Origin of the sequence: Allobosea robiniae (assembly GCF_900102525.1) — a bacterium.
GTDB lineage: Bacteria > Pseudomonadota > Alphaproteobacteria > Rhizobiales > Beijerinckiaceae > Allobosea > Allobosea robiniae.
Genome location: NZ_FNBZ01000006.1, coordinates 130,206 through 155,105, shown reverse-complemented (window position 1 = coordinate 155,105; position 24,900 = coordinate 130,206). Strand labels below are relative to the sequence as shown.

The following is a 24,900-nucleotide window of genomic DNA, read 5'->3' as shown; positions in this document are numbered from 1 at the left end:
GCTTTGTTTCGAATCTGCGCATTGAGGGGCTGGCGGCGACCATGCTGACACGCAAGCAACATGAACTCCTGCGCTTCATCCAGGAACGCTTGCGCGAAAGTGGCGTGCCGCCCTCCTTCGACGAGATGAAGGATGCGCTCGACCTGCGCTCGAAATCCGGCATTCACCGCCTGATCATGGCCCTGGAGGAGCGCGGCTTCATCCGCCGCCTGCCGAACCGGGCGCGCGCGCTCGAAGTCATCAAGATGCCGGACGGGCTCGGCGCGCCTCAGGTGCGGCCCCGCTTCAGTCCGGCCATCGTCCAGGGCGGCCTGGGCTCACAGCCCAGCATGGCCAAGCCGCGCCCTGCCGAGGACGACAGCCGGCATTCCATCGCCATCCCGGTGATGGGCCGCATCGCGGCGGGCACGCCGATCTCGGCGATCCAGAGCCGCAGCCACACCGTCTCGCTGCCGCCGGACATGCTCGGCTCCGGCGAGCATTACGCGCTGGAAGTGCGCGGCGATTCGATGGTCGAGGCCGGCATTCTCGACGGCGACACCGTCGTCATCCGCAGGCAGGACACGGCCAATACCGGCGACATCGTCGTGGCGTTGATCGATGACGAGGAAGCGACGCTGAAGCGCCTGCGCAAGCGCGGCTCCTCGATCGCGCTCGAAGCGGCGAACCCGGCCTACGAGACCCGTGTGCTCGGCCCCGACCGGGTCAAGATCCAGGGCCGGCTGGTCAATCTGATGCGGCGCTACTGAAGGCGTTCGGTGTCGGCCTCGGCTTCGCTGTCGGCGGCCGGTGCGGGTTGTACGGTGACTGACTGATTGGTGGAACGCGTGCCTGGCTCCGTCAGGCGCCGCTCGCGCCGGCGGCTCCAGGGCCGCTCGCTGTCGGACTGCTCCGCGATATGGCTGCTCCATCCCGACGCTGTCCGGTAGAGCGAGGTCGCGCCGTCGCGCGATAGCGTCATGCGCTCGACCAGCCTGGCCTTGCAGGTGCCGCCCCAGGGGATTGCGGTGACGACGAGGTCGGCGCGCTGGCAATCCTCGATGATGGCGAGTCGCTCGCGCGTATAGGAGACCGTGCGCTTGTCGGCGGTCTGCGCAACGCATGCCAGCCGGTCGCAGGCGATGCCGGCGCGCAAGCTGGGATCGTCGGGCGAGCGGCTGTCACCATCGGCGGCGAGCCATTGCTGCAGGACGAAGCGGCTGGGTTTGCCCGCGATGGCGAGGCGCCCGTCGGAACCGCGCACCGCCATCCCGGAGCCATCGCGCTCGATCAGGATTTCCGGCCGCTCCGGCTTTCCGGCGATCGCGACGCCGAAGATCAGCGGCAGGGCCGCAAGCCAGCGCCAGGCCGTGGTCCAGAGTGTCAGCCAGAGCAGCGCCATCGCAAAGCAGGCGAGCACGCCTGAGCCGAAAGCCGCCACCGTCACGGTGGAATGGTCGATGGCCGCGACCCAATGCGCCACTTTGAGGACGACGTCGGAGGCGAGCCCCATCAAGGCCCAGGCCGGCCAGTCCAGCCCGAACGGATAGGCGAGCACGCCGAACACCGCCGCCGGCATGACGAAGAGCGAGACGAAGGGCAGCGCCATGGCGTTGCCGAGCAGGCCGAAGGGATTGAAGGTCTGGAAGTGATAGGCTCCGAAGGGCGCCGTCGCGGCGGTGGCCAGCATAGTGGTGACGAGGATGCCGAGCGCCGCCGTCCCAACGGCTCCGAGCGGCCAGGGCAACACGCGCGGCGGCTCGGTGCGGCTTCGCCCTTCCCAGCGTTCCGCGAAGGCGATCAGCGCCGCGACCGCACCGAAGGACATCTGGAAGCTCGGCCCGAGCAAGGCTTCCGGCTCGCGCAGCAGCACGATCATGGCGGCCAGCGCAAGATTGCGCATGCTGAGCGCGGCGCGGTCGACGAGGATCGCGCCAAGCATGACCAGCGTCATGATGAGCGAGCGCTCGGTCGCGACATCGCCCCCGGAAAAGATGCAATAGGCGGTCGCGCCAAGCATCGCCGCTGCCGCCGCGATCTTCTTGACCGGCCAGTGCAGCGCCACCGTCTGCGACAGGACCAGCAGCGCCCGGACCAGCCAGAAGATCGTGCCGGCGGCGAGCACCATGTGCAGGCCCGAGATCGAGACGATGTGATAGATGCCGGCGGCGCGCAGGTCGTTGTTCGTCGCTTCGGTGATCAGGCCGCGCTTGCCGGTGACGAGCGCCGCGGCGACCGCCCCGCCCTGCCCGCCTCCGACCTCGGCGATGCGCTTCGTCAGCGCGTTGCGGGCGCGGTCGATCATCACATCGATCGCAAGGCGCGTCGGCATCGGATGGGGCGCAGGCGCGAGCGCGATCTTGCCGGAGATGCTGCCGACGGCGCCGATCCCGCGGAAGAAGGCATCACGGCCGAAATCATAGCCGCCGGCCCGCGCCGGTCCCGGCGGCGGCAGCAGGCGCGCCGTGGCAACGATATGGTCGCCCGGTGCCACGGAGCCTTGCCGAATATTGACGCGGACGCGCTTCGGACGCTGATCAGCCGGCACATTGGCGATCTCCGTCACCAGCAGCACGAGCCGCGCGCCCTTGTCGCGGGCCTCGACGCTCTCGACGAAGCCGGAGAGCTTGCCGATGCGCGGCCGCTCCAGCATCGGCGCCGCAATATCGGCCGTACGCCAGACCCCGGCGGCGAATCCGGCGAAAGCTGCGGCCGAGGCGAGGCAGGCCATCGCGGCGAAGCGGCGCAGGCGCAGGGCGAAGGCCAGTGCAGCGCTCAGGGTCAGGCCGAGCAGCGGCGCCCAGAGTGCCGGCTCACGATCGGCTGCGAAATAGAGCAGGATGCCGACGCCCATCGCGATCGGCAGCCAGAGGAAGGGGCGCCGTCTTTCGGCCTCCAGCGCGAAGCCTTGCCGGAGCTGAAGCCAAAGCTGCCGAAGCAGGGCGCGGAGACCTGCTGCCAGCGAGGCCGGGACATGGAGGCGAGCCGGCAAGGCATCGGCGCGCGCGCCGCGCCGGCTTCCCGATTGCCCCTGCCCCGGCGGCGCCGGCTGCATCGCCCGCCTCCCCTGCCGGCGCTGCGATTTGACCGCTTAACGTTTCCGGCCAAGCCATGTTACAGGGCGCGCGCCGGTTGTCATGTCTCGACTTGTGTCATGTCGGGATCTGGCGCCTTTCCCCTGTCTTGCCCCGGACGGCCCTGCGCCGCCCGGCCGGAGTTTCCTCCCATGAGCAACGCCGTCGTCACGCGCTTTGCGCCCTCGCCCACCGGTTTCCTGCATATCGGCGGAGCCCGGACCGCGCTGTTCAACTGGCTCTATTCGCGCCGGCAAGGCGGCAAGATGCTGCTGCGCATCGAGGATACCGACCGGGAACGCTCGACTGACGCGGCGATCGCCGCGATCCTCGACGGGCTGGAATGGCTCGGCCTCGATTGGGACGGCCAGACCGTCTACCAGTTCCAGCGCGTGGCGCGGCATCGCGAGGTCGCCGAGCAGATGCTTGCCGCCGGCAAGGCCTATCACTGCTATGCGACCCAGGCCGAGCTCGAGGAGATGCGCGAGAAGGCACGCGCCGAGGGCAAGCCGCTGCGCTATGACGGGCGCTGGCGCGACCGCGACCCAGCGACGGCGCCGGAAGGCGCAAAGCCGGTGATCCGCCTCAAGGCGCCGCAGACCGGCGAGACCGTGGTCAATGACGAGGTCCAGGGCCGCGTCGTCTGGCAGAACGAGAATCTCGACGACCTCGTGCTGCTGCGCTCGGACGGCACGCCGACCTATATGCTCGCGGTGGTGGTCGACGACCACGACATGGGCGTGACCCATATCATCCGCGGCGACGACCACCTGACCAATGCCGCCCGCCAGACCCAGATCTACGAGGCGCTGGGCTGGGACGTGCCGAGCATGTCGCATATCCCGCTGATCCATGGCTCGGACGGTGCCAAGCTCTCCAAGCGCCATGGTGCGCTCGGCATCGATGCCTATCGCTCGATGGGCTACCTGCCGGCGGCTCTGCGCAACTATCTGGTGCGGCTGGGCTGGAGCCATGGCGACCAGGAGGTCTTCTCGACGCAGGAGATGATCGACGCCTTCAATCTCTCCTCGATCGGCCGTTCGCCGGCGCGCTTCGACTACGCCAAGCTGGAGAACCTCAACGGCCTCTACATGCGCCAGTCCGATGATGTGGAGCTGCTCGCTGCGCTCAAGGTCATCCTGCCGGAGATCGGACCGGCGCGCGGGCTGGGGCCGACGCTCTCGCCCGAACTGGAGGCCAAATTCCTCGCCGCCATGCCCGGCCTCAAGGAGCGCGCCAAGACGCTGATCGAACTGCTCGACAGCGCCTTCTATCTCTATGCCCAGCGCCCGCTGCAGCTCGACGACAAGGCCAAGGGCCTGCTCGACGAAGCCGCGCGCCAGCGCCTGCCGAAGATCGCGGAAAAGCTCGCTGCCGTCGGCGACTGGACGCCTGCGCCGCTCGAAGCGGCGGTGCGCGCCTATGTCGAGGAAAGCGGGCTCAAGCTCGGGCAGGCCGCGCAGCCGCTGCGCGCAGCGCTGACCGGCCGGGCGATGTCGCCGGGCCTCTTCGACGTCATGGCGGTTCTGGGTCGTGAAGAGACGCTGGCGCGGCTCGCCGACCAGACGGCTTGAACGGCTCCGATCCGGGTTTTGGCCTGCCCGAAAAGCCAGCCAACTCCCGATCCCCTGGACCAACCGCCGCCTTGCAAAAGGCGACGGCACTGATGCTCGCGCAGATATGAGCCCAGCGCGGTTCCAACCGCCTTTTGGCTCGGTTGAATGCGCTGCGCAAATGGTCTAGTGACGCGCATGTGCATTGCACCGCGGCAACGTGGCGAGGCACGAATATTGCTTGTAAATCAGTCACATGGACCGACTTCTCCCTTCTCCTTCCGACATGTGTTCGTCATATCGCGGCCTTCGGATGAGAGATGCCCGGCGCGCAAGCGCGGAGAGGCGGAACCGGGGCTGAACAGCAGCGAGCCTTGAAAGGATCGGTATCGATGAGCGGAAATACCAGCCAGCTCCAGGTCGGCGACAAGACCGTCGACATGGCGATCAAGGAGGGGTCGGTCGGCCCCGCCGTCATCGACATCGCCAAGCTCTACGCCCAGACGGGCATGTTCACCTATGATCCCGGCTTCACCTCGACGGCGAGCTGCGAGTCGCAGATCACCTATATCGACGGCGACAAGGGCGTGCTGCTCTATCGCGGCTACCCGATCGAGCAGCTCGCCGAGCACGGCGACTTCCTCGAGACCTGCTACCTGCTGCTCGAGGGCGAGCTGCCGACGGCCGCCCAGAAGGCCGATTTCGACTATCGCATCACGCGCCACACCATGGTGCACGAGCAGATGGCCCGCTTCTTCCAAGGCTTCCGCCGCGACGCGCATCCGATGGCGGTGATGGTCGCCTCGATCGGCGCGATGTCGGCCTTCTATCACGACTCGACCGACATCTCGGACCCGCATCAGCGCATGATCGCTTCGATGCGCATGATCGCGAAGGTGCCGACGCTCGCCGCGATGGCCTACAAGTACACGATCGGCCAGCCCTTCGTGTATCCGCTGAACTCGCTGGACTACACCTCGAACTTCCTGCGGATGTGCTTCGCGGTGCCGGCCGAGGAATACAAGGTCAACCCGGTGCTGTCGCGCGCGCTCGACCGCATCTTCATCCTGCACGCCGACCATGAGCAGAACGCCTCGACCTCGACGGTGAGGCTCGCCGGCTCCTCGGGCGCCAATCCCTTCGCCTGCATCGCGGCCGGCACGGCCTGCCTGTGGGGCCCCGCCCATGGCGGCGCCAACGAAGCCGCGCTCAAGATGCTCGAGGAGATCGGCTCGGTCGACAACATCCCGAAATACATCGCCAAGGCGAAGGACAAGAACGATCCGTTCCGCCTGATGGGCTTCGGCCACCGGGTCTACAAGAACTACGATCCACGCGCAAAGATCATGCAGAAGACCACGCATGAGGTGCTGAACGAGCTCGGCATCAAGGACGACCCGCTGCTCGACGTCGCGGTCGAGCTGGAGCGCATCGCGCTGTCGGACGAGTACTTCATCGAGAAGAAGCTCTACCCGAACATCGACTTCTATTCGGGCATCACCCTCAAGGCGATGGGCTTCCCGACCTCGATGTTCACGGTGCTCTTCGCGGTTGCCCGCACGGTCGGCTGGATCGCGCAGTGGAAGGAAATGATCGAGGACCCGTCCCAGAAGATCGGCCGCCCGCGCCAGCTCTATACCGGCTCGGCACAGCGCGACTACCCGCCGATCGGCCGCCGCTGATCGCAGGGATATCAGCTATCCGGAAAGGCGCGCGGCGAAAGCCTCGCGCCTTTTTTCGTGGTGAATTGGCCGTGATCGCCCCGGGGTCGCTGATTGTCCAGGGAGCCGCGCCATGATGCTCCTTGTGGCGGGCATCCACGTCTTGAACGCCGGATAGACTGGATGAAGGCGTGGATGGTCGGGACAAGCCCGACCATGACAGGAGGCGCTGTGTGCGCTTCTGTCAGCCCGCCTGCGCGGACGGCAAGATTGCCAGCGCCGCCGCGACCGCGTTCGCCGCAGGGCTCGGCCCGGCCGAGCGCATGATGGTCTCGACCTCGATGAAGCCGTCGAGCTGTTCCCGGCGCTTGTCGCCCTCGGCCATGACGGCGAGGAGATGGCTGCTCAGCGCCTCCGCCGTCGCCTCCTCCTGGATGAATTCCGGAACGATGCTGCGGCCGAGGATCAGGTTGGGCAGGATCACGCTCGGCAGCTTGACGAGGCGGCGCGCCAGAAACGCCTCCCAATTCGCCCCGCGATAGGCTGCGACCGTCGGGATCTGCGACAAGGCAAGCTCCAGCGTCACCGTTCCGGATGCCGCCAGCGCCGCGCGGGCCCCGCGGAATGCCGCCAGCTTGGCCGCGTCGCCGGTCACGATCTCGGGTCCGACCGGCCAGCGCGCTGCCGCATCGGCGATCATCGGCTGGAGCCGCGGCACGGCCGGCAAGACGAAGCGAGCACCGGGCACAACTGCCGCGACCTTCGCCACCGCCTCGCCGAAGACCGGCATCAGATGGTGGATCTCGGAACGCCGGCTGCCGGGAAGGACGAGCACCAGCGGCCGCCCCGCGTCGTCGCGACGACGCTGCTCATCCGCATCCGGGCGCATCTCGTCGAGCCGCTCCATCAGCGGGTGGCCGACATAGATCGTCTCGGGGCCGTGCAAGCGGGCGAGCGCAGCGGGCTCGAAGGGCAGCAGGGCAAGGATGCGATCGACATGCGGTGCCATCCGCCTTGCGCGGCCGGAACGCCAGGCCCAGACGCTGGGGCAGACCCAGTGCACGATCGGGATGGAAGGCGCCCGCGCCCTCACCTTCTTCGCGACGCGCAGGCAGAAATCCGGGCTGTCGATCGTCAGCAGCAGATCGGGCTCGAAAGCAGCGATGCCGCGTGCCGCATCCTCCATCCGCCGCAGCAGCAAGGGCAGGCGCGCGATCACCGGGCCGAAGCCCATCACGGCGATATCAGCCTGGGGAAAGAGCGGCCTGAGCCCGGCTTCGGGCAGGCCGTGATCGCCCACGCCGCAAAGCTCGATCGGGCGATCACCCAATCGCTCGCGCAGCGCGGCGAGGAAGCGCAGGGCCAGGGCATCGCCCGAGGCCTCGCCGGCGATGACGCCCAAGCGGAACGGCCGCATCAGGCAAAGCCCTCGACGAAGAGGCCGAGCTCGTCTGCCTGCCGGCCGAGCGCAGCACGGTCGCCGACCAGGACCTCGCCGGCCCGGACACCGATGCCGGAGAGCCCGGCCTCGGCAATGTTGCGCAGGGTATCCGGCCCGATGGCAGGCATATCGACGCGCAGGTCCTGCCCCGTCTTCGGAACCTTCACTAGGAAGCCGTCGCCCTTGCCGATCTTGAGGCGCCCGCGCGCGACGAGATCGGCGACCCGCCTGATCATCGCATCCGTGCCTTCGGCAGCCTCGATCGCGACGACACGATGATCGGCCAGGATGGCCGCCTGCCCGACATCGAAGGGGGACAGCGTGGCGAGCAAGGCGAAGCCGCGTTCAAGCTCGGCACGCTGCTCCGCAGAGGCCTGCCGGCGGCCAAGCGCCCCGCGTGGCGCGGTCATCTCGGGAGCGATCTCGGCCGGCCCGTGGACGCGAAAGCCCTGCATCTCGAAGAAGCGGACGACGCCGCGCAGCAGATGATCGTCGCCGCCCAGAAAGGCCTTGGCGAAATGCGGCATGTATTTGAGCGTCGAGACCTCGGGGCGCAACGAGCCGAAGCTCGGTCGCGGCAGGGCCCCGAGCATGACGATATCGACGATGCCGCGCCGGTGCAGCTCTTCGAGCAGGCTGCCGAGCTGGCCCAGGCGATATGTCCTGATATCCGCGCCGTCACCGAAAGCGGCGGGATCGGCCGCCCCATCCAGCGCCGCGATATAGGGGCGCTCGCCCTTGTCCGTTACGATGCGGGCGAGCTGGAGCGGATAGTCGCCGCTCCCCACGATCATCGCGAGCGGGCCGCGCGGGGCGGCTGCATCGGCAGGCTGATCGGTGGTCACCGCTCCGCGACGGTGGCGTCCCGCGGCGTGCAGAGCGCCTTGTCGCCGCCTTCCCTGATGAAATTCAGGATCTCATGGACCAGAGGGTCCTCGCTGAACTCGGCCGCGACATCCTCGACACGCTCGGTCAAGGTCCCCTCGGCCGCGAAGAGCAGCCGATAGGCACGGCGCAGCTCGTGGATCTGCTCGCGCGTGAAGCCGCGCCGCTTGAGGCCGATGAGATTGAGCCCGACCAGATGCGCGGGGTTGTCACGAATGGTCCCGAACGGAATGACATCGCTCAGCACGCCGGCTCCGCCGCCGATGAAGGCATGGTCGCCGATACGGATGAACTGCTGCAGGCCGGCTCCGCCGCCGACGATGACGAAATTCCCGATCGTGACATGGCCGGCGCACATCACATTGTTCGAGAAGATGATGTTGTTGCCGAGACGGCTGTCATGGCCGACATGCGAATTGGCCAAGAAAAAGCAGCGATCACCAACGCTGGTGATCATGCCGCCGCCTTCCGTGCCGGGGTTCATGGTGACCCCCTCGCGGATCTGGCAATCTTCCCCGATCGTCAGTGTCGAGGGCTCGCCACGATACTTCACGTCCTGCGGCGGATGGCCGATCGAAGCGAAGGGGAAGATGCGCGTGCGCGGGCCGATCGTGGTCCGGCCGGCCACGACCGCATGGCTGACGAGCTCGACGCCTTCGCCGAGCACGACATCGGGGCCGACCTGACAGAACGGCCCGATCTTCACGCCCGGGGCAAGCTGTGCCTTCGGGTCGACGAGCGACATGGGATGAATGGAGACGCTCATCGAAACGCTGCCCTGATCCTGAACCGCCGCGCCGCTCAAACGACCATCGCCGAAATCTCGGCTTCGGCCACGAGCACCCCGTCGACGCGGGCCTCGCCGCGATAGAAGAAGATGTTGCGCTTGCGGGCGAGCTTGGTGAGGTGGAAGCGGATCTGGTCGCCAGGCGTGACAGGCTTGCGGAACTTCGCCTTGTCGATCGTGGTGAAGAGGACGGACTTGACCTCCTGCGCACCGACCTCGCGGGCATTCACGACCAGGACACCGGCCGTCTGCGCCATCGCCTCGATCATCAGCACGCCCGGAAACACCGGTCGTTCCGGGAAGTGGCCGGTGAACTGGGGTTCGTTGACCGTGACGTTCTTGATCCCGACGCCGGACGTATCGCCATCGATCTCGACGACGCGATCGACCAGCAGAAACGGATAACGGTGGGGGATGCTGGCCATGATCTTCTGGATGTCGATCACACCCAGTGCCGTCGTCGCCTCGCTCATGGTCTGTCTTCTCCCGCGTGCCGTCGCCGGGCAGCGCCTTGTATTCACGTCGGTGGCCGGGAGCAGGCAACGTTCCTGCAACCCGCCACGATTTCAAAGCCTTCCGCCGCTTTGCCGGAAACGGAGCGGGTTCGGCAACAAAATTCTTGGCATCGGGAGCAGAAAGCCCCCAGCGGACGGCGGAAACGCCTGGCTCAACCCTGCGATGCGCCCGGCTTCTTGCCGCGATTGGCCACCAGCGTCTTGAGCAACGCGGTCTCGCGCGCCCAACCGAGCGCGGGCTGGGCGGGATATCCGCCATAGCGCGCGCCGCGTGGAACATCGCCGGCGACACCGCTCTGCGCCGCGATCTGTGCGCCGACGCCGATGGTGAGATGACCGGCGAGCCCGACCTGGCCGCCAAGCACCACGAAATCCTCGAGCGTGGAAGAACCCGCAAGGCCGGTCTGGGCGCAGATCACGCAATGACGGCCGATGACGCAGTTATGGCCGATCTGGACGAGGTTATCGATCTTGGTGCCTTCGCCGATTACCGTGTCGCGGCTGGCGCCACGGTCGACCGTGCTGTTGGCACCGATCTCGACATCATCCTGAATGATGACGCGGCCGATCTGCGGCACCTTCATGTGCCCCTTGGGGCTCATCGCGAAGCCGAAACCGTCCTGCCCGATCCGCGCGCCGGGGTGGATAATGACCCGGTTGCCGATCAGGGACGCCTGGATCGTGCTGCCCGCCCCGATCGAGCAGTTGCGCCCGATCCGGACCTGCGGGCCGATGACCGCATGCGAGGCGACGACAGTCCCTGCCCCGATCTCGGCCCCGGGGCCGATGACCGCGCCGGGATCGACGGTGACGCCCGCCTCGAGGACGGCCGTGGCATGGACGATGGCACCCGGCGCGACGCCCTGCGAGGCGAAGATCGATTCAGGCTTCAGTGCGCTCGGAAAGCAGCGCGCCATGATCTTCGCGAAGGCGTGATACGGCGCCGGCGACACCAGGGTCACCGTTCCCGCCGGAACACGATCGGCGAAACGCGGCGAGACGATGCACAGGCCCGCCTTGGTTGCCGCCAGGGCGTCCGTGTATTTCGGATTGTCCATATAGGCGAGATCGGCCGGACCAGCCGTTTCGAGGGCGGCAATGCCGTCGATCCTGCGGGTCGACTCCACGCCCTCCGGCAAGGTGCCGCCTGAAATGCTTGCGACCTCGCCGAAGTCCAGCGAGGTCGCGAACGGAAAGAAAACTGGCTCTGCCATGATCCGGTCCGGAGCGGGATCGCCGCGCATCCCACGGGACGCGAGAATGGCGATCCATGTCGTTGTTATCGCACCGATTTCTCCCCGGGAAGTGGTGTCACTTCCCGGTCGATGCTCAAGCCCGCCTACGTCAGAAGCGGGTGCCGCCCGAGAAGCGGAAGGCCTGGAGGCGGTCGCCGCCGTACTTGCCGACGAGGCCGGTCTGCGGGTTCAGCCCGATCTGGCCTTCGTCCTTGGTCAGGGCGTAGGCGTAATCGAACCGGATCGGTCCGAGCGGCGACTGCCAGAGCAGGCTCACGCCGACCGACGAACGCAGCATGTTCTTGTCGCGGATACAGCCGATGCTCGACTGGGCACCGCCGGTCACGACATTGTACTGACGCGCCTCCGAGCCGGCCGGGCAAGCGAAAGCCACCGACTTCGAGCCGCCGTCATAGTTGAACAGCGTGCCGGCATCGGCGAAGACCGCGCCGCGCAGGCCAAGGTCACGCGGCAGGCCGAAGATCGGGAACTGCACCTCGACCGTACCGCCGAAATAGGTGGTTCCACCGACCGCGTTCGCCGTCGGGTCGTTCAGCACGTCGCGCGGGCCGATGCCGGACGGCGCGAAACCACGCACCAGCGACGGGCCGAGGAAGTAGTGATCGACCATGCGCAGGTTGCCGCTGGTCGCCTGGACGTGACCGCCCTGGACGCGCAGGAAGCCGACGACGTCGTCGAAGATCTCGCGGTAGTAACGGGCATCGGCCGAGATACGCAGGAACTTCGAGTCGCCACCGAGGCCGGCGAATTCCGGCTTCAGCTCGGCCGAGAAGCCGTTGCGCGGGTTCTGCACGCTGTCGAGCGAGTTGTAGTTGAAGTTCAGGCCGACGAGAGAGGTCAGGGTCGAGCCCTGGGCCTCCTTGACCGCCACCGTCGCTTCGCCGTTGGTCACGCAGTTCAGGGGCGCGCTGGCGCCACCGGTCGGCGTGACGCCCGGGATCGGGAAGGTGCAGTCGTTATAAGGACGGCTGAACTCGTTCGGGATGGTAATCTCGGTCTGGTAGATCGAGTACCGCGGCGTGATCGAGAACTCTTCCGTGATCGGGAAGGTGAAGCGAACCTGCCCACCGGTCACACGGCTTTCGAAACGGCCGGTGTTGTAGTTGTCGTTGAACTTCGAGAACAGGTCGATACCGGCCGCCACGCGATAGCCGAGGAAATAAGGCTCGGTGAACGAGAAATCGACACCCTGCGTCCTCTCGCCGAGCGTGCCGGCGATGCGGACGAACTGGCCGCGGCCGAGGAAGTTCGATTCCGACAGCGAGACCTCGCCGATGACGCCGTCCGAGGTCGAGTAACCACCGGCGACGGAGAACGAACCGGTCGCCTTGTCCTCGACGTCGATGTTGACGACCACGCGATCCGGAGCCGAGCCGGGCTCGTTGGTGATGCGGACCTTGTTGAAGAAGCCGAGATTGTTCAGGCGACGCTCGGCGCGGTCGACCATGACCTTGTTGTAGGCATCGCCCTCGCCGAGATCGAGCTCGCGGCGAACCACATAGTCGCGGGTCCGGGTGTTGCCGCGCACGTTGATGCGCTCGACATAGACGCGCGGGCCCTCGTCGACGACATAGGTGATGCCGATCTGGCGGCCTGCAGCGTCACGGTCGCCGCGCGGACGAACCTGGGCGAAGGCATGGCCGCGGCGGGCCACTTCCGTGGTCAGCGCAACCAGCGACTTCTCGACCGCCTCGGCGTTGTAGGTATCGCCCGTGGAGGTCGCGACATAGCGCTGCAAGGCAGCCGCATCGACATCGCGCAGCGAGGAATCGACCGTAACGTTGCCGACCTGATATTGCTGGCCTTCCTCGACCTGGATGTCGATGACCCAGCCGCCGGCCGCCTCGTCGAAGCGGGCGCCGCTGTTGACGATCTGGAAGTCGGCGTAGCCGTTCTTCAGGTAGAAGCGGCGAATGAGATCCATGTCGGAATTGATCCGATCGGGATCATAGACGTCGGAGGTCTTGATCCAGCTCAGGAAATTCGATTCCGTCGACGTCATCAACCCGCGCAGGCGCCCGCCGGAATAGGCCTGGTTGCCGCTGAAGTTGATCGACTTGATGCCGGTCTTGCCGCTCTCGTTGATGGTGAAGACGATATCCTGGCGGCCGTTCGGCAGAGGAGCGACGCGCGCGCTGACCGAAGACAGCCCGTAGCCCGCCCGCTTGTAGGCTTCGCGCAGGCGCTCGATATCGGAATTCATCAGCGCCTGGCTGACCGGACCGCCGGCACGCGACTGCACGATCTGCGCGAGCTGCTCGCCCTTCAGCTTGCGGTTACCTTCGAAAGCGACCCGGTTGGCCGTACCGCCCTGCTCCTGAACCGCAACGACGATCTGCGAACCGCGGCGGTTGACCTGCACGCTGCTGAACAGGCCTGTCGCCAGCAGGCTCTCGCGGATTTCCTGCGGGTTTTCACGGCCGACCGCGTAGGAGCGGATCGTCTCCGCATCGACGCGGCGGTTGCCGTGGACGACCACAGCCTGCGCGAAAGCCACACCACCACTCACGGCCAGCATCAAAGCCGAAAGTCCGATCGATCGAGAGAGCCGCGTCTTGGTCGTCCGGCTCTGTTGGGTCGACGTCATCGGGTCGCCTATTCCATCTCTCTGGTCACCACCCCAAACGGGGACCGCCATCTAGCGACAGCAGCACGGGGACATTGCGGTTCAAACGCTTCTACAAAGTTTCCAGCAGGGTGCAAACCGCGATCATCGTTAATAAAGCGTTTTTAGAAATCTCGTTGCCGCCGGGCCACGCAGCGTGCCGTTTTTCCGCCGCAAAGCGCCTTCCGCAGGCCGATTTCAGAGCAGGCCGCGGACGTGAACGATGTCGTTCCAGGTCACGAACAGCATCAGCATCAGGACGAGCGCGAGGCCAACCCGAAAGCCGATTTCCTGTGCGCGCGGGCTCAAGGGCCGGCCGCGCAGCGCCTCATAGAGATAGAACAGCAGGTGCCCGCCATCGAGCATGGGAACCGGCACCAGATTCATCAGGCCGATCGAGACCGAGAGGATCGCAGCAAGATTGATCAGCCCGAGCAGCCCGCTGCTCGAAGCGACGATGCCGGAGACCTGCGCAATCCGAATCGGACCGGAGAGCTGGTCGGTGGATTCGCGGCCGGTCACCAGCTTGGCGACATAGTCATAGGTCCGCGTCACGACGAACCAGGTCTCGGTGAAGCCGGCCTTGGTGGAGTCGACCAATCCGAATCGCTGCGTCTTCCAATCCTCGGGACGCGGCGACGCCTTGACGCCGATCACGCCGATGCGCTGCGTGCCGAGCTTGGTCTTTATCTCGGTCAGCGCCGGCGTCACCGGCAGGGTGAGCGTGCCGCCGTCGCGCTCTACGGAAACCTCGAGACGCTCGTCGGGCCGGATCGAGACGATGCGCTGCATGTCGGAGAAGCTGCCGACCGACTGGCCGTCGATGGCGATCACGATGTCGCCCGCCTTCAGGCCGGCCCGCTCCGCCGCGCTGCCGGCGACGACGGCGTCGACGCGCGGGATCAGCACCTGCTTGCCGAAGAAGAAGGTCGAGCCGGCGAAGATCACGATCGCCAGCAGGAAATTCGCGATCGGGCCGGCGGCGACGATCGCCGCCCGCTCACCGAGCGACTGCGCGGGGAACGAGCGCGCACGCTCCTGCGCCGACATCCGGCTCACCGCCTCATCGTCGGGCGCGCTGGAGGCATCGGCGTCGCCCGAGAACTTGACGTAGCCGCCGAGCGGAATCAGCGCGAAGCGCCAGCGCGTGCCATGCCGGTCGTTGAACCCGAAGATCTCGCGGCCGAAGCCGATCGAGAACGTCTTGACGTCGACCCCGCACCAGCGGCCGACGAGGAAATGCCCGAGCTCATGGACAAAAACGACGGTGGTCAGGACGAACAGGAACGGCAGCAGATAGCCGAGCAGGAAATGCCCGGCATTCCAGAGAGACGCTGCGAATTCCATGAACCTATTCCCCCGGGGTCCTAGTTCATTGTGATCGCATTCGATCGGACGCGATCACGATGAACTAGCTCATTGGTGCTGCATCGGATTTGTCCGAAAAGTGGATTCCACTTTTCGGTCCGATGGAATAACGGCCTCTAGGTGACAGTGAACCGTGCTTGCGACAAGAGCGAGGCAGCCCGCCGTCTTGAATCTTGGTCAATGGCGAGCGCGGAAGCGACATCGCACGGCACCTCCGACCCGGCGGGAGAGGCTGCGCAGACCGCTTCCACCAGCGCGGCGATAGCGGGGAAGCCAAGCCGCCTCTCCAGGAAGGCCGCGACGGCGACCTCGTTGGCGGCATTGAGCACGGCCGGCATGGCGCCGCCCTCGCGCAAAGCGGCGATCGCGAGGCCGAGCGCCGGGAAACGGACGAGATCGGGCCGCTCGAAGCTCAGCGGCGCCGCCAGAGCGAGATCGAGGAAGCGCTGAGGCGGCGCGTCGAGGCGGCCGTCGATGCCGAGGCAATGCGCCGCTGCGACCCGCATGTCCGGCACCGCCATGCCGGCGCTGACCGAGCCGTCGCGGAAGGTCACGAGGCCGTGGACGATCTGCTGGGGATGGACGAGCACATCGAGCTGATCGGGTTTCAGATCGAACAGGAAGCGGGCCTCGATCAGCTCCAGCCCCTTGTTCATCAGGCTGGCGGAGTCGATCGTGATCTTGGCGCCCATCGCATAGTTCGGGTGCTTCAGCGCCTGGTCGGGGGTCGCCGCAGCGATGCGCTCCATGCTCCAGGTCCGGAACGGGCCGCCGGAGGCCGTCAGCGTCATGCTGCGGACCGAGGCTAGGGGTTCGGCGCCCAGAACCTGGAACAGGGCGTTGTGCTCGGAATCGAGCGGCAGCAGGCGGGCGCCGACCTCGGCCGCCTGCGCCATCACGGCTTCGCCGGCACAAACCAGGCTTTCCTTGTTGGCGAGCGCGATCGTGCGCCCGGGCTGGAGCGCAGCGAAGGTTGCCTCCAGTCCGGCAGCGCCGGAGATTGCGCTGACGACGATATCGGCCGGGCGGTCGACCGCCTCCAGCACGGCGGAACGCCCTGCCCCGCTGGCGATGCCCGTGCCGGAGAGCGCCTGCTTCAGTGCTTCGCCGCCGGCAGCATCGGCGAGCGCGGCAAAGGATGCGCCCACCTCGATCGCGGCCCGGGCCAGCGCATCGGCATCACGGCCGCCGACCACGACCGCAATGGAGAGCCGCTCGGGATTCTCGGCGACGACGTCGCGGACCGAACGTCCGACGGAGCCGGTCGCTCCCAGAAGCGTGACGCTGCGCAAGGGCATCGGTCTCAGACGTTGATGTGCAGGGCGAAGAGCGCGAAGCCGGCGAGCACCAGCACCGCCCAATAGCCATCGAGCCGATCGAGGAAGCCGCCATGGCCGGGGATGAGCCTGCTCGAATCCTTGGCGTCGAAGCGGCGTTTCAGGGCGGATTCGAACAGGTCTCCGGCCTGGCTGACGACCGAGCCGGCGAACGAGGCGGCAACCACGGGCCCGGCCGCCGTCATGCCTTGCAGCGCCGGCATCCATCGCCAGACGAGGTAGCCGCCGATCATTCCGGCCACGGCGCCGCCGATCGCGCCCGACCAGGTCTTCTTCGGGCTGACGGCCGGCATCAGCTTCGGGCCACCGAGCTTTCGGCCGGTGAAATAGGCGGCGATATCGGTCAGCCAGACGACGGCGAAGCTCCACAGGATCAGGGCGAGGCCTATTCCGGCGAGATCGCGCAGCGCCGGCGTGACCAGCGCGAAGGCCAGCGCATAAGCGACGCCACAGAGCTCCAGCGCCAGACGCGAGCGCACGAAGGGCGTCGCAAGCGCACCCAGGAGCGCTATGGCCGAGGCCGTGCCCGCAAGCGCCGCCGGACTTGCAGGGGAAAAGGACAGCGCCAAGCCGGCGGCGACCACCGCGATGCCCGCCGGGATCGCATTGCCGCGGCCGATGATCGCGAGCCATTCATAGGCGACGAGCCCGGCAACCAATATCCAGACCAGCCGGAACGGCCAGCCGCCCCAGATCGTGACGAGCAGGATCAGCGCGCCCAGGACCAGCGCCGAAGCGACCCTGAGCCTCAGCTCGGAGCCGGATCGCGGCGCAGAGGCGCCCGGCTCATTCACGCTACGCCTACGCTGCGGTCGGAGGGGGCGGCAAGACCGCCGAAACGCCGCTCGCGCTGACGATACTGCGCCAGAGCCTCCTCGAAGGCGGCCCGGTCGAAATCAGGCCACATCACCGGGGCGAAGATGAACTCGGCATAGGCTGCCTGCCAGAGCAGGAAGTTCGAGATGCGGGTCTCGCCCGAGGTCCGGATGACCAGCTCGGGATCCGGAAGGTCGTGGGTGTCGAGCTGGCCGGCGATCGCGGCCTCGTCGATCGCGGCCGGGTCGATCCGCCCTGCGGCGACCTCAGCCGCCAGCCGGCGTGTCGCACGCATGATCTCGTCGCGGGAGCCGTAATTGAAGGCGATCACCAGCACGAGACCGGTATTGTTGCGGGTGCTGGCCTCGGCGTGCTCGACAAGGCGGCGCAGGTCGGCTGCGAGATCGTCCCGGCTGCCGATGATGCGCACCCGCACATTGGCGGCGGAGAGTTCTGCGAGATCCTTCTCGACGAAATGCTTGAGCAACCCCATCAGGAAGGAGACTTCCGCATAGGGCCGGCGCCAGTTTTCGGTCGAGAAACTATAGAGCGTCAGGACCTGGATGCCGAGATCGCTGGCATTCCGGACCGTGCGGCGCAGCGCCTCCAGCCCACGGCGATGGCCCTCCTGCCGCGGCAGCCCGCGCATCTGCGCCCAGCGTCCGTTGCCGTCCATGATGATGGCGACATGAGCCGGGTTGGACACGCCTGCGTCGCGCTGACCGGATGACATGCGGATGAGCCTCGCTCGGCTGCGGCCGAAGGAGCGCGGGAGGTCCCCCGCGCGGGAGATCGAACGTCCAGACGATCAGACGTGCAGGATTTCCTTTTCCTTCGTCGCCAGAGCCTGGTCGATCTCGGCGATATGCTGGTCCGTCGCCTTCTGGACCAGATCGGAATTACGGGCGGCGTCGTCCTTGGTCATGTCGCCGTCCTTCTCGAGCTTCTTGACGACGTCGATGCCGTCGCGGCGGACATGGCGCACGGAGACCTTGGCTTCCTCGGCATATTTATGCGCGACCTTGACCATCTCCTTGCGGCGCTGCTCGTTCAGCTCGGGGATGCGGATGCGCAGGACCTGGCCTTCCGTCTGCGGGTTGAGGCCGAGATCGGATTCGCGCACCGCCTTGTCGACGGCCTGGACCATCGAGCGGTCCCAGACCTGGACGCTGAGCAGGCGCGGCTCCGGCACGCTGACCGTGGCGAGCTGGCTCAGCGGCGTGCGGGCGCCATAAGCCTCGACCTGGATCGGGTCGAGCATGTTGGCGGAGGCGCGGCCGGAGCGCAGCGAGGCGAGATCGCCCTTGAAGGACTGCACCGCACCGGCCATGCGGCGCTTGATGTCGGCGAGGTCGAACGTCGTCTGGGCCATTTCAATCGGGACCTTGCAGGTAATTCAAAATCGGCGAGACCATGGCGGCGGGGCCGCGCAGGGTCAAGATTTACATCCTCGAACAGCATTTTCCCCCGGATTGGGCAAGGGAAAAGCGTCGATCCGGGCGGATCATGACCGGGTAGCGGCACGACCCGCTGGTTCCCTGCTCATGGATGCCCATCTCATCCTAGAGACCGGCCGGCCCGTCGGCCAGCGCCGGCCGCAAGGAACCGTGGAGAAAACCGTGCCTCGCCTCAACCGCATCATCGAGACCGCGCTTTATGTCGACGACCTCGACCGCGCCCGCGCCTTCTACGAGGACAAGCTGGGCCTCGCACCCCTGCTCAAGACGAAGACCCTCTTCGCCTACGACGTCGGGGGAGCGAACGTGCTGCTGCTGTTCCTGCGTGGCGCCTCGCTGCAGACGCAGACCGCGGCCGGCGGCACCATCCCGCCGCATGACGGCAGCGGGCCGCTGCACATCGCCTTCGCGATCGACGCGGAAGAGCTTGCGACCTGGGAGGCGAAGCTCGGTCAGCTCGACATCGCCGTGGAAGGGCGGATGCAATGGGAGCGCGGCAGCACGAGCCTGTATTTCCGCGATCCCGACGGGCATCTCCTCGAACTGGCGACGCCCCGTCTCTGGCGGACCTACTGAGGCGATTGCCTCAAGGCGTGACGTAAGTCGCCCTGCCCTCGCCGCGCAGGACGGCGGCGAGCATGCCGGGCTCGGCAATCGAGAAGACGACGATGGTCAGGCTCGCGTCGCGGGCGAGCGCGAAGGCGGCGGTATCCATCACCTTGAGGTCGCGCTTGATCGCGTCCTCATGGGTCAGCGTGTCGTAGCGGGTCGCAGCCGGGTCCTTCTTCGGATCGGCGCTGTAGACGCCGTCGACCTGCGTCGCCTTGAGCAGATGGCTGCAGCCGAGCTCGGCTGCGCGAAGCGCCGCGCCGGTATCCGTGGTGAAATACGGATTGCCGGTGCCGCCGCCGAGGATGACGACCTTGCCGTTGCTGAGATGATCGAGCGCGCGCTTGCGGGCATAGCTCTCGCAGAGCGAGGGCATCGGCACCGCCGACATGGCTCGCGCCGGAGCGCCGGCGGCCTCGATCGAATGCTCCAGAGCGAGCGCGTTCATCACCGTGCCGAGCATGCCGATCGAATCGGCCGTGGTCCGGTCGAGCCCCTTGTTGAGGCCCTGGACGCCGCGGAAGAAGTTGCCGCCGCCAACGACGATGCCGATCTCGACGCCTTCACGGGAAGCATGGGCGATGTCGGCGGCGAGCGCCGTCAGCGTGACGCCGTCCAGGCCGTTTCCGACCGGACCGGCAAGGGCTTCGCCGGAGAGCTTCACGAGAACGCGTTGGGGTCTCATCGATGTCTCTCCGTCTCGTTGTGGCCGGCCGCGATTCGACGCGGCCCTATCTTCCTACAAAAAAGGCCGCGCGATGCGCGGCCTTTCTGTCATTCATCACAGGGCTTGTCAGCCCGTGGTGCCGCCGGCGGCAGCGACCTCGGCCGCGAAGTCCTGCTCTTCCTTCTCGATGCCCTCGCCGAGCGCGAAGCGGGCGAAGCCGGTGAGCTGCACGGGAGCGCCGACCTTGCCCTCGATCTCCTTGAGGACCTGCGCGACCGACTTCGAGCCGTCATGGATATAGGCCTGCTCGAGCAGGCAGTATTCCTTGGCGTAGCTCTTCAGGCCGCTCTCGGTGATCTTGGCGAGGACATGCTCGGGCTTGCCGGCGTTCTTCTCGGCCAGGATCGCCTTCTCGCGCTCCAGGACGTCCGGGGCGACCGAAGCGAGGTCGAGCGCAACCGGGTTGGTCGCCGCGACATGCATGGCGAGCTGGCGGCCGAGCGCAGCAAGCTCATCCGACTTGCCGGTCGACTCGAGCGCGACGATGACGCCGATCTTGCCGAGACCATCGGCGATCGCGCCGTGGACATAGGAACCGATCAGGCCCGAGGAGACCTTGAGCGCGGCGACGCGGCGCAGCGTCATGTTCTCGCCGATGGTGGCGATGGCGTTGGCGATCGCGTCCTGAACGGAACCGCCGCCCGGATAATGATGGCCGAGCAGAGCCTCGACGTCGCCGCCACGCTCCAGCGCGACATCGGCGATGGTCTTGGCGAGCGCCTGGAATTCCGGGTTGCGCGCGACGAAGTCGGTCTCGGAGTTGACCTCGACGACGACGCCTTCATTGCCCTGCACCGAGACGGCGACGAGGCCCTCGGCGGCGACGCGACCGGCCTTCTTGGCGGCCTTCGACAGGCCCTTGGCGCGCAGCCAGTCGACGGCGGCCTCCATGTTGCCGTCGTTCGCCGAAAGGGCGGTCTTGCAGTCCATCATGCCCGCGCCGGTCTTGTCGCGGAGTTCCTTCACCATCGCGGCGGTGATCGCTGCCATCTGTCTTGTCCTTGCTGTCGGTGCGGCACTGGCCCTGGGACCGGCCGCGGATCGGATTGATGCGGACGCCTGCATGGGGAAACGCCGACGCTCCGTTTCCGGCCGTCGGCGCGTCCTCTTAACGTCTCAAAGCCGGCGTCAATCGAGAGGCTCGATTGCGACGCGCCGATGACGCGCCGCAAGGGCAAACCGAATTACGCGTCGGCGAGTTCGCGAGCCTGGGCGACCCAGCCCTCGCGCTCGATCTTGCCGCCGAGCTTCAGATCATGGTCGATCTTGGTCACGTCGGCCGGGGTCATCGCCGCGATCTGCCAGAAGTGGTAGATGCCGCCGTCGTTCAGCTTCTGGACCGCATCGGGACCCATGCCCGAGAGCTTGGTCAGGTCGTCCGGAGCGCCGCGCGGGGTGGTCAGCGTCTCGAAGGCGCCGGAGGCGGTCTCGAGAGCTTCCTCGACGACCGGCGCCTCGGCGGCGCCGACATCGATGCCCTGGTCGCCCGAGGCGCGGCCGATGCCGTCGATCGCCGAACGGGCGATCAGGTCGCAATAGAACTGGATGGCGCGACCGGCGTCGTCATTGGCCGGGACCGGGAAGGTGATGCCATCCGGATCCGAGTTCGAGTCGACGATCGCGGCGACCGGGATGCCGAGGCGCTGGGCCTCCTTGATCGCGAGCGCTTCCTTGTTGGTGTCGATCACGAAGATCATGTCCGGCGTGCCGCCCATGTCCTTGATGCCGCCGAGAGCCTTCTCGAGCTTGTCGCGCTCACGCGACAGCATCAGGCGCTCCTTCTTGGTCAGGCCCGAGCCGCCGCCGTTGAGCAGCTCGTCGACCTTGCGCAGGCGCTGGATCGAAGCCGAAATGGTCTTCCAGTTGGTCAGCATGCCGCCGAGCCAGCGGGAGTTGACATAATACTGGGCCGAGCGCTTGGCGGCATCGGCGATGGCATCCTGCGCCTGGCGCTTGGTGCCGACGAAGAGGACGCGGCCGCCGCGGGCGACGGTGTCAGACACGGCCTGCAGGGCGCGGTGCAGCATCGGCACCGACTGCGACAGGTCGAGGATGTGGATGTTGTTGCGGACGCCGAAGATGTACGGGGACATCTTGGGGTTCCAGCGATGCGACTGGTGGCCGAAATGGGCGCCGGCCTCAAGGAGCTGGCGCATGGAGAAATCAGGCAGAGCCATGGTGTTCTAGTCCTTCCGGTTGAGCCTCTGGAGCGCGAATGAACAAGGCATGAGCTGCCACGTCACCGGAACGCCTCGGAAATCGAGGTGATGCACTCCATGTGGGATGGGCTGCGCCTTACAGGGGATAGCGCAGCATTGCAAGCCGGCGCGGCCCAGAAAACCGGAAGCGCGCCTTGATAAGGCCCATGCGGGTACCGCATGGGCCCATTCAGAAGCGGGCGCGGGGCCTGCCCCCGCCCTCGCCTCACTACGGCAGCTTGGCGCCCATCTGCTTCACGAGATCGCCGATCTGCTTGCAAAAGGTCGCAGGCGTGCCGTTCTGTGCCTTGGCGATGACCTCGATGTCCTGCTCCATACCCATGGCGGAGATCGTACCCTTGCGACCAGCGGCTTCGGCGGCATCGCCGCCGCTGACGTCAGCGGGCGCGGGAATCATCGCGACCAGCTTCTTCTGGACGTCGGCAGCGGCAGCGTCGGTGTACCCCTTGTCGGCACAATAGCCGAGGATGCCGAGCTGATTGCGGGCCGCCTGGTAGGCGACCTTGAGCTGGTCGGCCTGGGTCTGCGCGAAAGACGGCGCGACCGAGCCTAAAAACGCGATCGTGGAGGCGACTATCAACGACTTATAAAAGTTCATGGGGAATATCCTCAGCCTATCATGTTCTCAAGCATGCCACGATGCTCTCCCACCCGCCGCAGCCTGCCTAGCGCGTGCAGCCGGGCCGGACAACCCGGAACGCCGCGGCATCCCCGGCCTCCTGGACCGGACTTGCCGTCGCGGCCGGCTGTTTCGGCCGTCGGCGCAGGACGCGAAACGACCCGACGAAGCGATCGTGGGAGGTCGACATCGGCGTGATCCTCGACCTGAGAACGATCTTCGTCACGGGCGCGCTCACCTGCTTCATCATCGGCGCGATGCAGCTGATGACCTTCGCGACCGGCCGCTTCACCCGCAGCCCGGTCTGGTGGGGTGTCAGCAGCCTGTGCATCGGCACCGGCCTGCTGGGCGCAGCCTTCCGCGGCACGATTCCCGATATCGTCTCGATCGAGTTCGCGAACACGGCGCTGCTGGCCGGCTGCCTGCTGCTGCTCCTGGGGATTCGAAGCTTCGCAGGCCGGGAGCTCAACTGGTTCGGATTCGGGGTGGTGCTTCTCGGCAGCTGGGCGCTGCTCGCGCTGTCACCGGGCATCGAAGGTTATTCCACACGGGTCATGGTCGTTGCGACGGTGATGGCGCTCTGCGACGCCGCCATCGTGCGCGAGGCCGTCCGGCTCGGCCGGCAGGAGGGGCTGCGCTCGGCCTGGCTGCTGGCCATCCTGTTCGCCCCGACAGTCGTGATCTATGCCGGACGCATCGCACTGGCGGCGCTGGACCGGGTCGGCACGACGCTGTTCCCGGAGGAATCGGGAGCGACCGGCTGGCTCGCCGCCAGCGGCGTCGCCTTCATCATCCTCAGAGGCCAGGCCCTGCTGATGCTCGCGGCCGAGCGCAGCAACCGGATGCTGGCAACCCTTGCCCGGCGCGATTCATTGACGGGGGCGATGAACCGTTCCGGCCTGGAGCAATGGCTGGCACAGCAATCGCGCGGAGAGCGGCGGGCCGCGCTCCTGCTCGTCGACATCGATCACTTCAAGCGGCTCAACGACACGCTCGGCCATGCGGCCGGGGACCGGATCCTGCGCCTGTTCGCAGATTCCGTGCGGGAGCAACTGCGCAGCACCGACATCCTGGCCCGGCAGGGCGGCGACGAATTCGCGATCATCCTGCCCGATGTCGGCGTCAGGGAAGCGGTCCGGGTCGCGGAACGCATCCGCCACGCCTTCCGCGACAAGATCGCCGATCTCGCCGAGATCCGGCTGCAGCCGACTCTCAGCATCGGCGTGGCCGAGATCGAACTCGGCGGGCGCGAGCTCGACGACCTTCTGGTCGAGGCCGACGAGGCGCTCTACCGCGCCAAGCGGCTCGGGCGCGACCGCGTCCAGGCGCAGCTCAAGCCGGCGGCCTGAAATCAGGCTGAAGCTCAGATCGCGAGGCTTGCAGCGCTGACCCGCCTGATCCCGGCCGCCGTCATCTCGGCCCAGGCCCGGTCGAGCGAGCCGTCGAGATCGATCGCGCGGCAGGCATCCTCCACCACCACCGTCTCGAAACCGGCGCGGGCAGCATCCTGCGCCGTCCAGTTCACGCAGAAATCGGTGGCGAGACCGGCGATGACGACCTTCGCAATACCGCGCTCGCGCAGATAGCCTTCCAGCCCCGTCCGCGTCCGGCGATCGGCCTCGACGAAGCCGGAATAGCTGTCGATGCCCGGGCGGTATCCCTTGCGGATGACCGCCTCGGCATGGGGCAGGTCGAGGCCGGGATGGAAAGCCGCTCCGGTCGAACCCTGCACGCAATGGTCCGGCCAGAGCACCTGCGGGCCATAGGCCAGTTCGATCGTCCCGAACGGCTTGCGGCCGGGATGGCTGGAGGCGAAGGAGGCGTGCCCTGCGGGGTGCCAGTCCTGCGTCAGCACGACATGGCGGAAGCGGCGTCCGAGCGCATTGACGAGAGGCACGACCGCATCGCCATCCGGTACGGCAAGGTTGCCGCCCGGACAGAAATCGTTCTGGACGTCGACGACGAGCAGGGCAGTCCGGTCGTCGGCCATAG

22 protein-coding genes are annotated in these 24,900 nt (G+C 67.0%); 5 read left to right on the top strand and 17 right to left on the bottom strand.

Annotation, left to right across the window (positions count from 1 at the left end; translation table 11 throughout):
* Window positions 1-41: 41 nt before the first annotated feature.
* Window positions 42-749: a transcriptional repressor LexA gene (gene lexA, locus BLQ70_RS17470; protein ID WP_091859155.1), complete on the top strand. Its 708-nt coding sequence runs from the start codon at window positions 42-44 to the stop codon at window positions 747-749.
* On the opposite strand, the gene BLQ70_RS17465 is transcribed toward lexA, so the two are convergent.
* A complete protein-coding gene (locus BLQ70_RS17465; RefSeq protein ID WP_091859153.1) occupies window positions 743-3,034 on the bottom strand; it encodes a ComEC/Rec2 family competence protein in 2,292 nt (763 codons plus the stop codon). The genes lexA and BLQ70_RS17465 overlap by 7 nt on opposite strands.
* A 171-nt stretch (window positions 3,035-3,205) precedes the next feature.
* Here BLQ70_RS17465 and gltX point away from each other — a divergent pair, with 171 nt between their 5' ends.
* Together gltX and gltA are read left to right on the top strand one after the other, a co-directional pair.
* Window positions 3,206-4,627, top strand: a complete 1,422-nt coding sequence (gltX, locus tag BLQ70_RS17460; RefSeq protein ID WP_061968048.1) for a glutamate--tRNA ligase — start codon at window positions 3,206-3,208, stop codon at window positions 4,625-4,627.
* A 371-nt stretch (window positions 4,628-4,998) separates the two neighbouring features.
* Complete coding sequence (gene gltA, locus BLQ70_RS17455) at window positions 4,999-6,288, top strand: citrate synthase (protein WP_061968050.1); 1,290 nt, start codon at window positions 4,999-5,001, stop codon at window positions 6,286-6,288.
* A gap of 223 nt (window positions 6,289-6,511) precedes the next feature.
* Here the strand turns inward: gltA and lpxB are convergent, their stop codons facing one another.
* The 11 genes from lpxB to frr form a co-directional block, all read right to left on the bottom strand.
* Entirely contained in the window at window positions 6,512-7,684 is a 1,173-nt protein-coding gene (lpxB, locus tag BLQ70_RS17450; RefSeq protein WP_091859150.1) for a lipid-A-disaccharide synthase, read from the bottom strand.
* The gene (locus tag BLQ70_RS17445) at window positions 7,684-8,553 is read right to left on the bottom strand and encodes an LpxI family protein (protein ID WP_091859147.1); all 870 of its coding nucleotides are present in this window, start codon (window positions 8,551-8,553) and stop codon (window positions 7,684-7,686) included. The genes lpxB and BLQ70_RS17445 overlap by 1 nt, the downstream gene beginning before the upstream one ends.
* Window positions 8,550-9,359 (bottom strand): acyl-ACP--UDP-N-acetylglucosamine O-acyltransferase, encoded by an 810-nt coding sequence (gene lpxA, locus BLQ70_RS17440; RefSeq protein ID WP_091859728.1) that lies wholly within the window; start codon window positions 9,357-9,359, stop codon window positions 8,550-8,552. Before lpxA ends, BLQ70_RS17445 begins: the two co-directional genes overlap by 4 nt.
* A 35-nt stretch (window positions 9,360-9,394) precedes the next feature.
* Window positions 9,395-9,853: a 3-hydroxyacyl-ACP dehydratase FabZ gene (fabZ, locus tag BLQ70_RS17435; protein WP_061968054.1), complete on the bottom strand. Its 459-nt coding sequence runs from the start codon at window positions 9,851-9,853 to the stop codon at window positions 9,395-9,397.
* A gap of 194 nt (window positions 9,854-10,047) precedes the next feature.
* Complete coding sequence (gene lpxD / locus BLQ70_RS17430; RefSeq protein ID WP_091859725.1) at window positions 10,048-11,109, bottom strand: UDP-3-O-(3-hydroxymyristoyl)glucosamine N-acyltransferase; 1,062 nt, start codon at window positions 11,107-11,109, stop codon at window positions 10,048-10,050.
* Window positions 11,110-11,239: 130 nt separating this feature from the next.
* Window positions 11,240-13,738: an outer membrane protein assembly factor BamA gene (gene bamA / locus BLQ70_RS17425; protein WP_091859144.1), complete on the bottom strand. Its 2,499-nt coding sequence runs from the start codon at window positions 13,736-13,738 to the stop codon at window positions 11,240-11,242.
* 216 nt (window positions 13,739-13,954) lie between these two features.
* Window positions 13,955-15,103, bottom strand: a complete 1,149-nt coding sequence (gene rseP / locus BLQ70_RS17420; protein ID WP_091859141.1) for an RIP metalloprotease RseP — start codon at window positions 15,101-15,103, stop codon at window positions 13,955-13,957.
* 137 nt (window positions 15,104-15,240) lie between these two features.
* Window positions 15,241-16,422, bottom strand: coding sequence for a 1-deoxy-D-xylulose-5-phosphate reductoisomerase (dxr, locus tag BLQ70_RS17415; protein WP_091859138.1), 1,182 nt, complete (start codon window positions 16,420-16,422; stop codon window positions 15,241-15,243).
* Between the two features lie 5 nt (window positions 16,423-16,427).
* The gene (locus BLQ70_RS17410) at window positions 16,428-17,255 is read right to left on the bottom strand and encodes a phosphatidate cytidylyltransferase (RefSeq protein WP_091859135.1); all 828 of its coding nucleotides are present in this window, start codon (window positions 17,253-17,255) and stop codon (window positions 16,428-16,430) included.
* Entirely contained in the window at window positions 17,252-18,010 is a 759-nt protein-coding gene (locus BLQ70_RS17405) for an isoprenyl transferase (protein WP_091859132.1), read from the bottom strand. Before BLQ70_RS17405 ends, BLQ70_RS17410 begins: the two co-directional genes overlap by 4 nt.
* A gap of 75 nt (window positions 18,011-18,085) precedes the next feature.
* Window positions 18,086-18,649 (bottom strand): ribosome recycling factor, encoded by a 564-nt coding sequence (frr, locus tag BLQ70_RS17400; RefSeq protein WP_061968065.1) that lies wholly within the window; start codon window positions 18,647-18,649, stop codon window positions 18,086-18,088.
* Between the two features lie 247 nt (window positions 18,650-18,896).
* Between frr and BLQ70_RS17395 the strand changes: the two genes are divergently transcribed.
* Window positions 18,897-19,310, top strand: a complete 414-nt coding sequence (locus BLQ70_RS17395; protein ID WP_061968349.1) for a VOC family protein — start codon at window positions 18,897-18,899, stop codon at window positions 19,308-19,310.
* A 10-nt stretch (window positions 19,311-19,320) separates the two neighbouring features.
* Here BLQ70_RS17395 and pyrH read toward each other — a convergent pair whose 3' ends face one another.
* The 4 genes from pyrH to BLQ70_RS17375 all read right to left on the bottom strand — a co-directional run bounded on the left by pyrH (window position 19,321) and on the right by BLQ70_RS17375 (window position 22,887).
* Complete coding sequence (gene pyrH / locus BLQ70_RS17390) at window positions 19,321-20,028, bottom strand: UMP kinase (protein ID WP_061968066.1); 708 nt, start codon at window positions 20,026-20,028, stop codon at window positions 19,321-19,323.
* Between the two features lie 108 nt (window positions 20,029-20,136).
* Entirely contained in the window at window positions 20,137-21,060 is a 924-nt protein-coding gene (tsf, locus tag BLQ70_RS17385) for a translation elongation factor Ts (protein WP_091859129.1), read from the bottom strand.
* Window positions 21,061-21,254: 194 nt separating this feature from the next.
* Entirely contained in the window at window positions 21,255-22,247 is a 993-nt protein-coding gene (locus BLQ70_RS17380) for a 30S ribosomal protein S2 (protein WP_091859126.1), read from the bottom strand.
* Between the two features lie 250 nt (window positions 22,248-22,497).
* Window positions 22,498-22,887, bottom strand: coding sequence for a pore-forming ESAT-6 family protein (locus BLQ70_RS17375; RefSeq protein ID WP_061968071.1), 390 nt, complete (start codon window positions 22,885-22,887; stop codon window positions 22,498-22,500).
* 215 nt (window positions 22,888-23,102) lie between these two features.
* Here BLQ70_RS17375 and BLQ70_RS17370 point away from each other — a divergent pair, with 215 nt between their 5' ends.
* Complete coding sequence (locus BLQ70_RS17370; protein ID WP_091859123.1) at window positions 23,103-24,257, top strand: GGDEF domain-containing protein; 1,155 nt, start codon at window positions 23,103-23,105, stop codon at window positions 24,255-24,257.
* Between the two features lie 14 nt (window positions 24,258-24,271).
* On the opposite strand, the gene pncA is transcribed toward BLQ70_RS17370, so the two are convergent.
* On the bottom strand, window positions 24,272-24,898 hold the full coding sequence (gene pncA, locus BLQ70_RS17365) for a bifunctional nicotinamidase/pyrazinamidase (RefSeq protein WP_091859120.1): 627 nt from the start codon (window positions 24,896-24,898) through the stop codon (window positions 24,272-24,274).
* Between the last annotated feature and the right edge of the window lie 2 nt (window positions 24,899-24,900).

What these genes read in the sequence shown, in the direction of transcription:
- lexA (WP_091859155.1), top strand. Translation starts at nt 42, where the DNA reads ATGCTGACACGCAAGCAACATGAACTCCTGCGCTTCATCCAGGAACGC.
- BLQ70_RS17465 (WP_091859153.1), bottom strand. Translation starts at nt 3,034, where the DNA reads ATGCAGCCGGCGCCGCCGGGGCAGGGGCAATCGGGAAGCCGGCGCGGC.
- gltX (WP_061968048.1), top strand. Translation starts at nt 3,206, where the DNA reads ATGAGCAACGCCGTCGTCACGCGCTTTGCGCCCTCGCCCACCGGTTTC.
- gltA (WP_061968050.1), top strand. Translation starts at nt 4,999, where the DNA reads ATGAGCGGAAATACCAGCCAGCTCCAGGTCGGCGACAAGACCGTCGAC.
- lpxB (WP_091859150.1), bottom strand. Translation starts at nt 7,684, where the DNA reads ATGCGGCCGTTCCGCTTGGGCGTCATCGCCGGCGAGGCCTCGGGCGAT.
- lpxA (WP_091859728.1), bottom strand. Translation starts at nt 9,359, where the DNA reads ATGAGCGTCTCCATTCATCCCATGTCGCTCGTCGACCCGAAGGCACAG.
- fabZ (WP_061968054.1), bottom strand. Translation starts at nt 9,853, where the DNA reads ATGAGCGAGGCGACGACGGCACTGGGTGTGATCGACATCCAGAAGATC.
- lpxD (WP_091859725.1), bottom strand. Translation starts at nt 11,109, where the DNA reads ATGGCAGAGCCAGTTTTCTTTCCGTTCGCGACCTCGCTGGACTTCGGC.
- bamA (WP_091859144.1), bottom strand. Translation starts at nt 13,738, where the DNA reads ATGACGTCGACCCAACAGAGCCGGACGACCAAGACGCGGCTCTCTCGA.
- rseP (WP_091859141.1), bottom strand. Translation starts at nt 15,103, where the DNA reads ATGGAATTCGCAGCGTCTCTCTGGAATGCCGGGCATTTCCTGCTCGGC.
- dxr (WP_091859138.1), bottom strand. Translation starts at nt 16,422, where the DNA reads ATGCCCTTGCGCAGCGTCACGCTTCTGGGAGCGACCGGCTCCGTCGGA.
- BLQ70_RS17405 (WP_091859132.1), bottom strand. Translation starts at nt 18,010, where the DNA reads ATGTCATCCGGTCAGCGCGACGCAGGCGTGTCCAACCCGGCTCATGTC.
- frr (WP_061968065.1), bottom strand. Translation starts at nt 18,649, where the DNA reads ATGGCCCAGACGACGTTCGACCTCGCCGACATCAAGCGCCGCATGGCC.
- pyrH (WP_061968066.1), bottom strand. Translation starts at nt 20,028, where the DNA reads ATGAGACCCCAACGCGTTCTCGTGAAGCTCTCCGGCGAAGCCCTTGCC.
- tsf (WP_091859129.1), bottom strand. Translation starts at nt 21,060, where the DNA reads ATGGCAGCGATCACCGCCGCGATGGTGAAGGAACTCCGCGACAAGACC.
- BLQ70_RS17380 (WP_091859126.1), bottom strand. Translation starts at nt 22,247, where the DNA reads ATGGCTCTGCCTGATTTCTCCATGCGCCAGCTCCTTGAGGCCGGCGCC.
- BLQ70_RS17375 (WP_061968071.1), bottom strand. Translation starts at nt 22,887, where the DNA reads ATGAACTTTTATAAGTCGTTGATAGTCGCCTCCACGATCGCGTTTTTA.
- pncA (WP_091859120.1), bottom strand. Translation starts at nt 24,898, where the DNA reads ATGGCCGACGACCGGACTGCCCTGCTCGTCGTCGACGTCCAGAACGAT.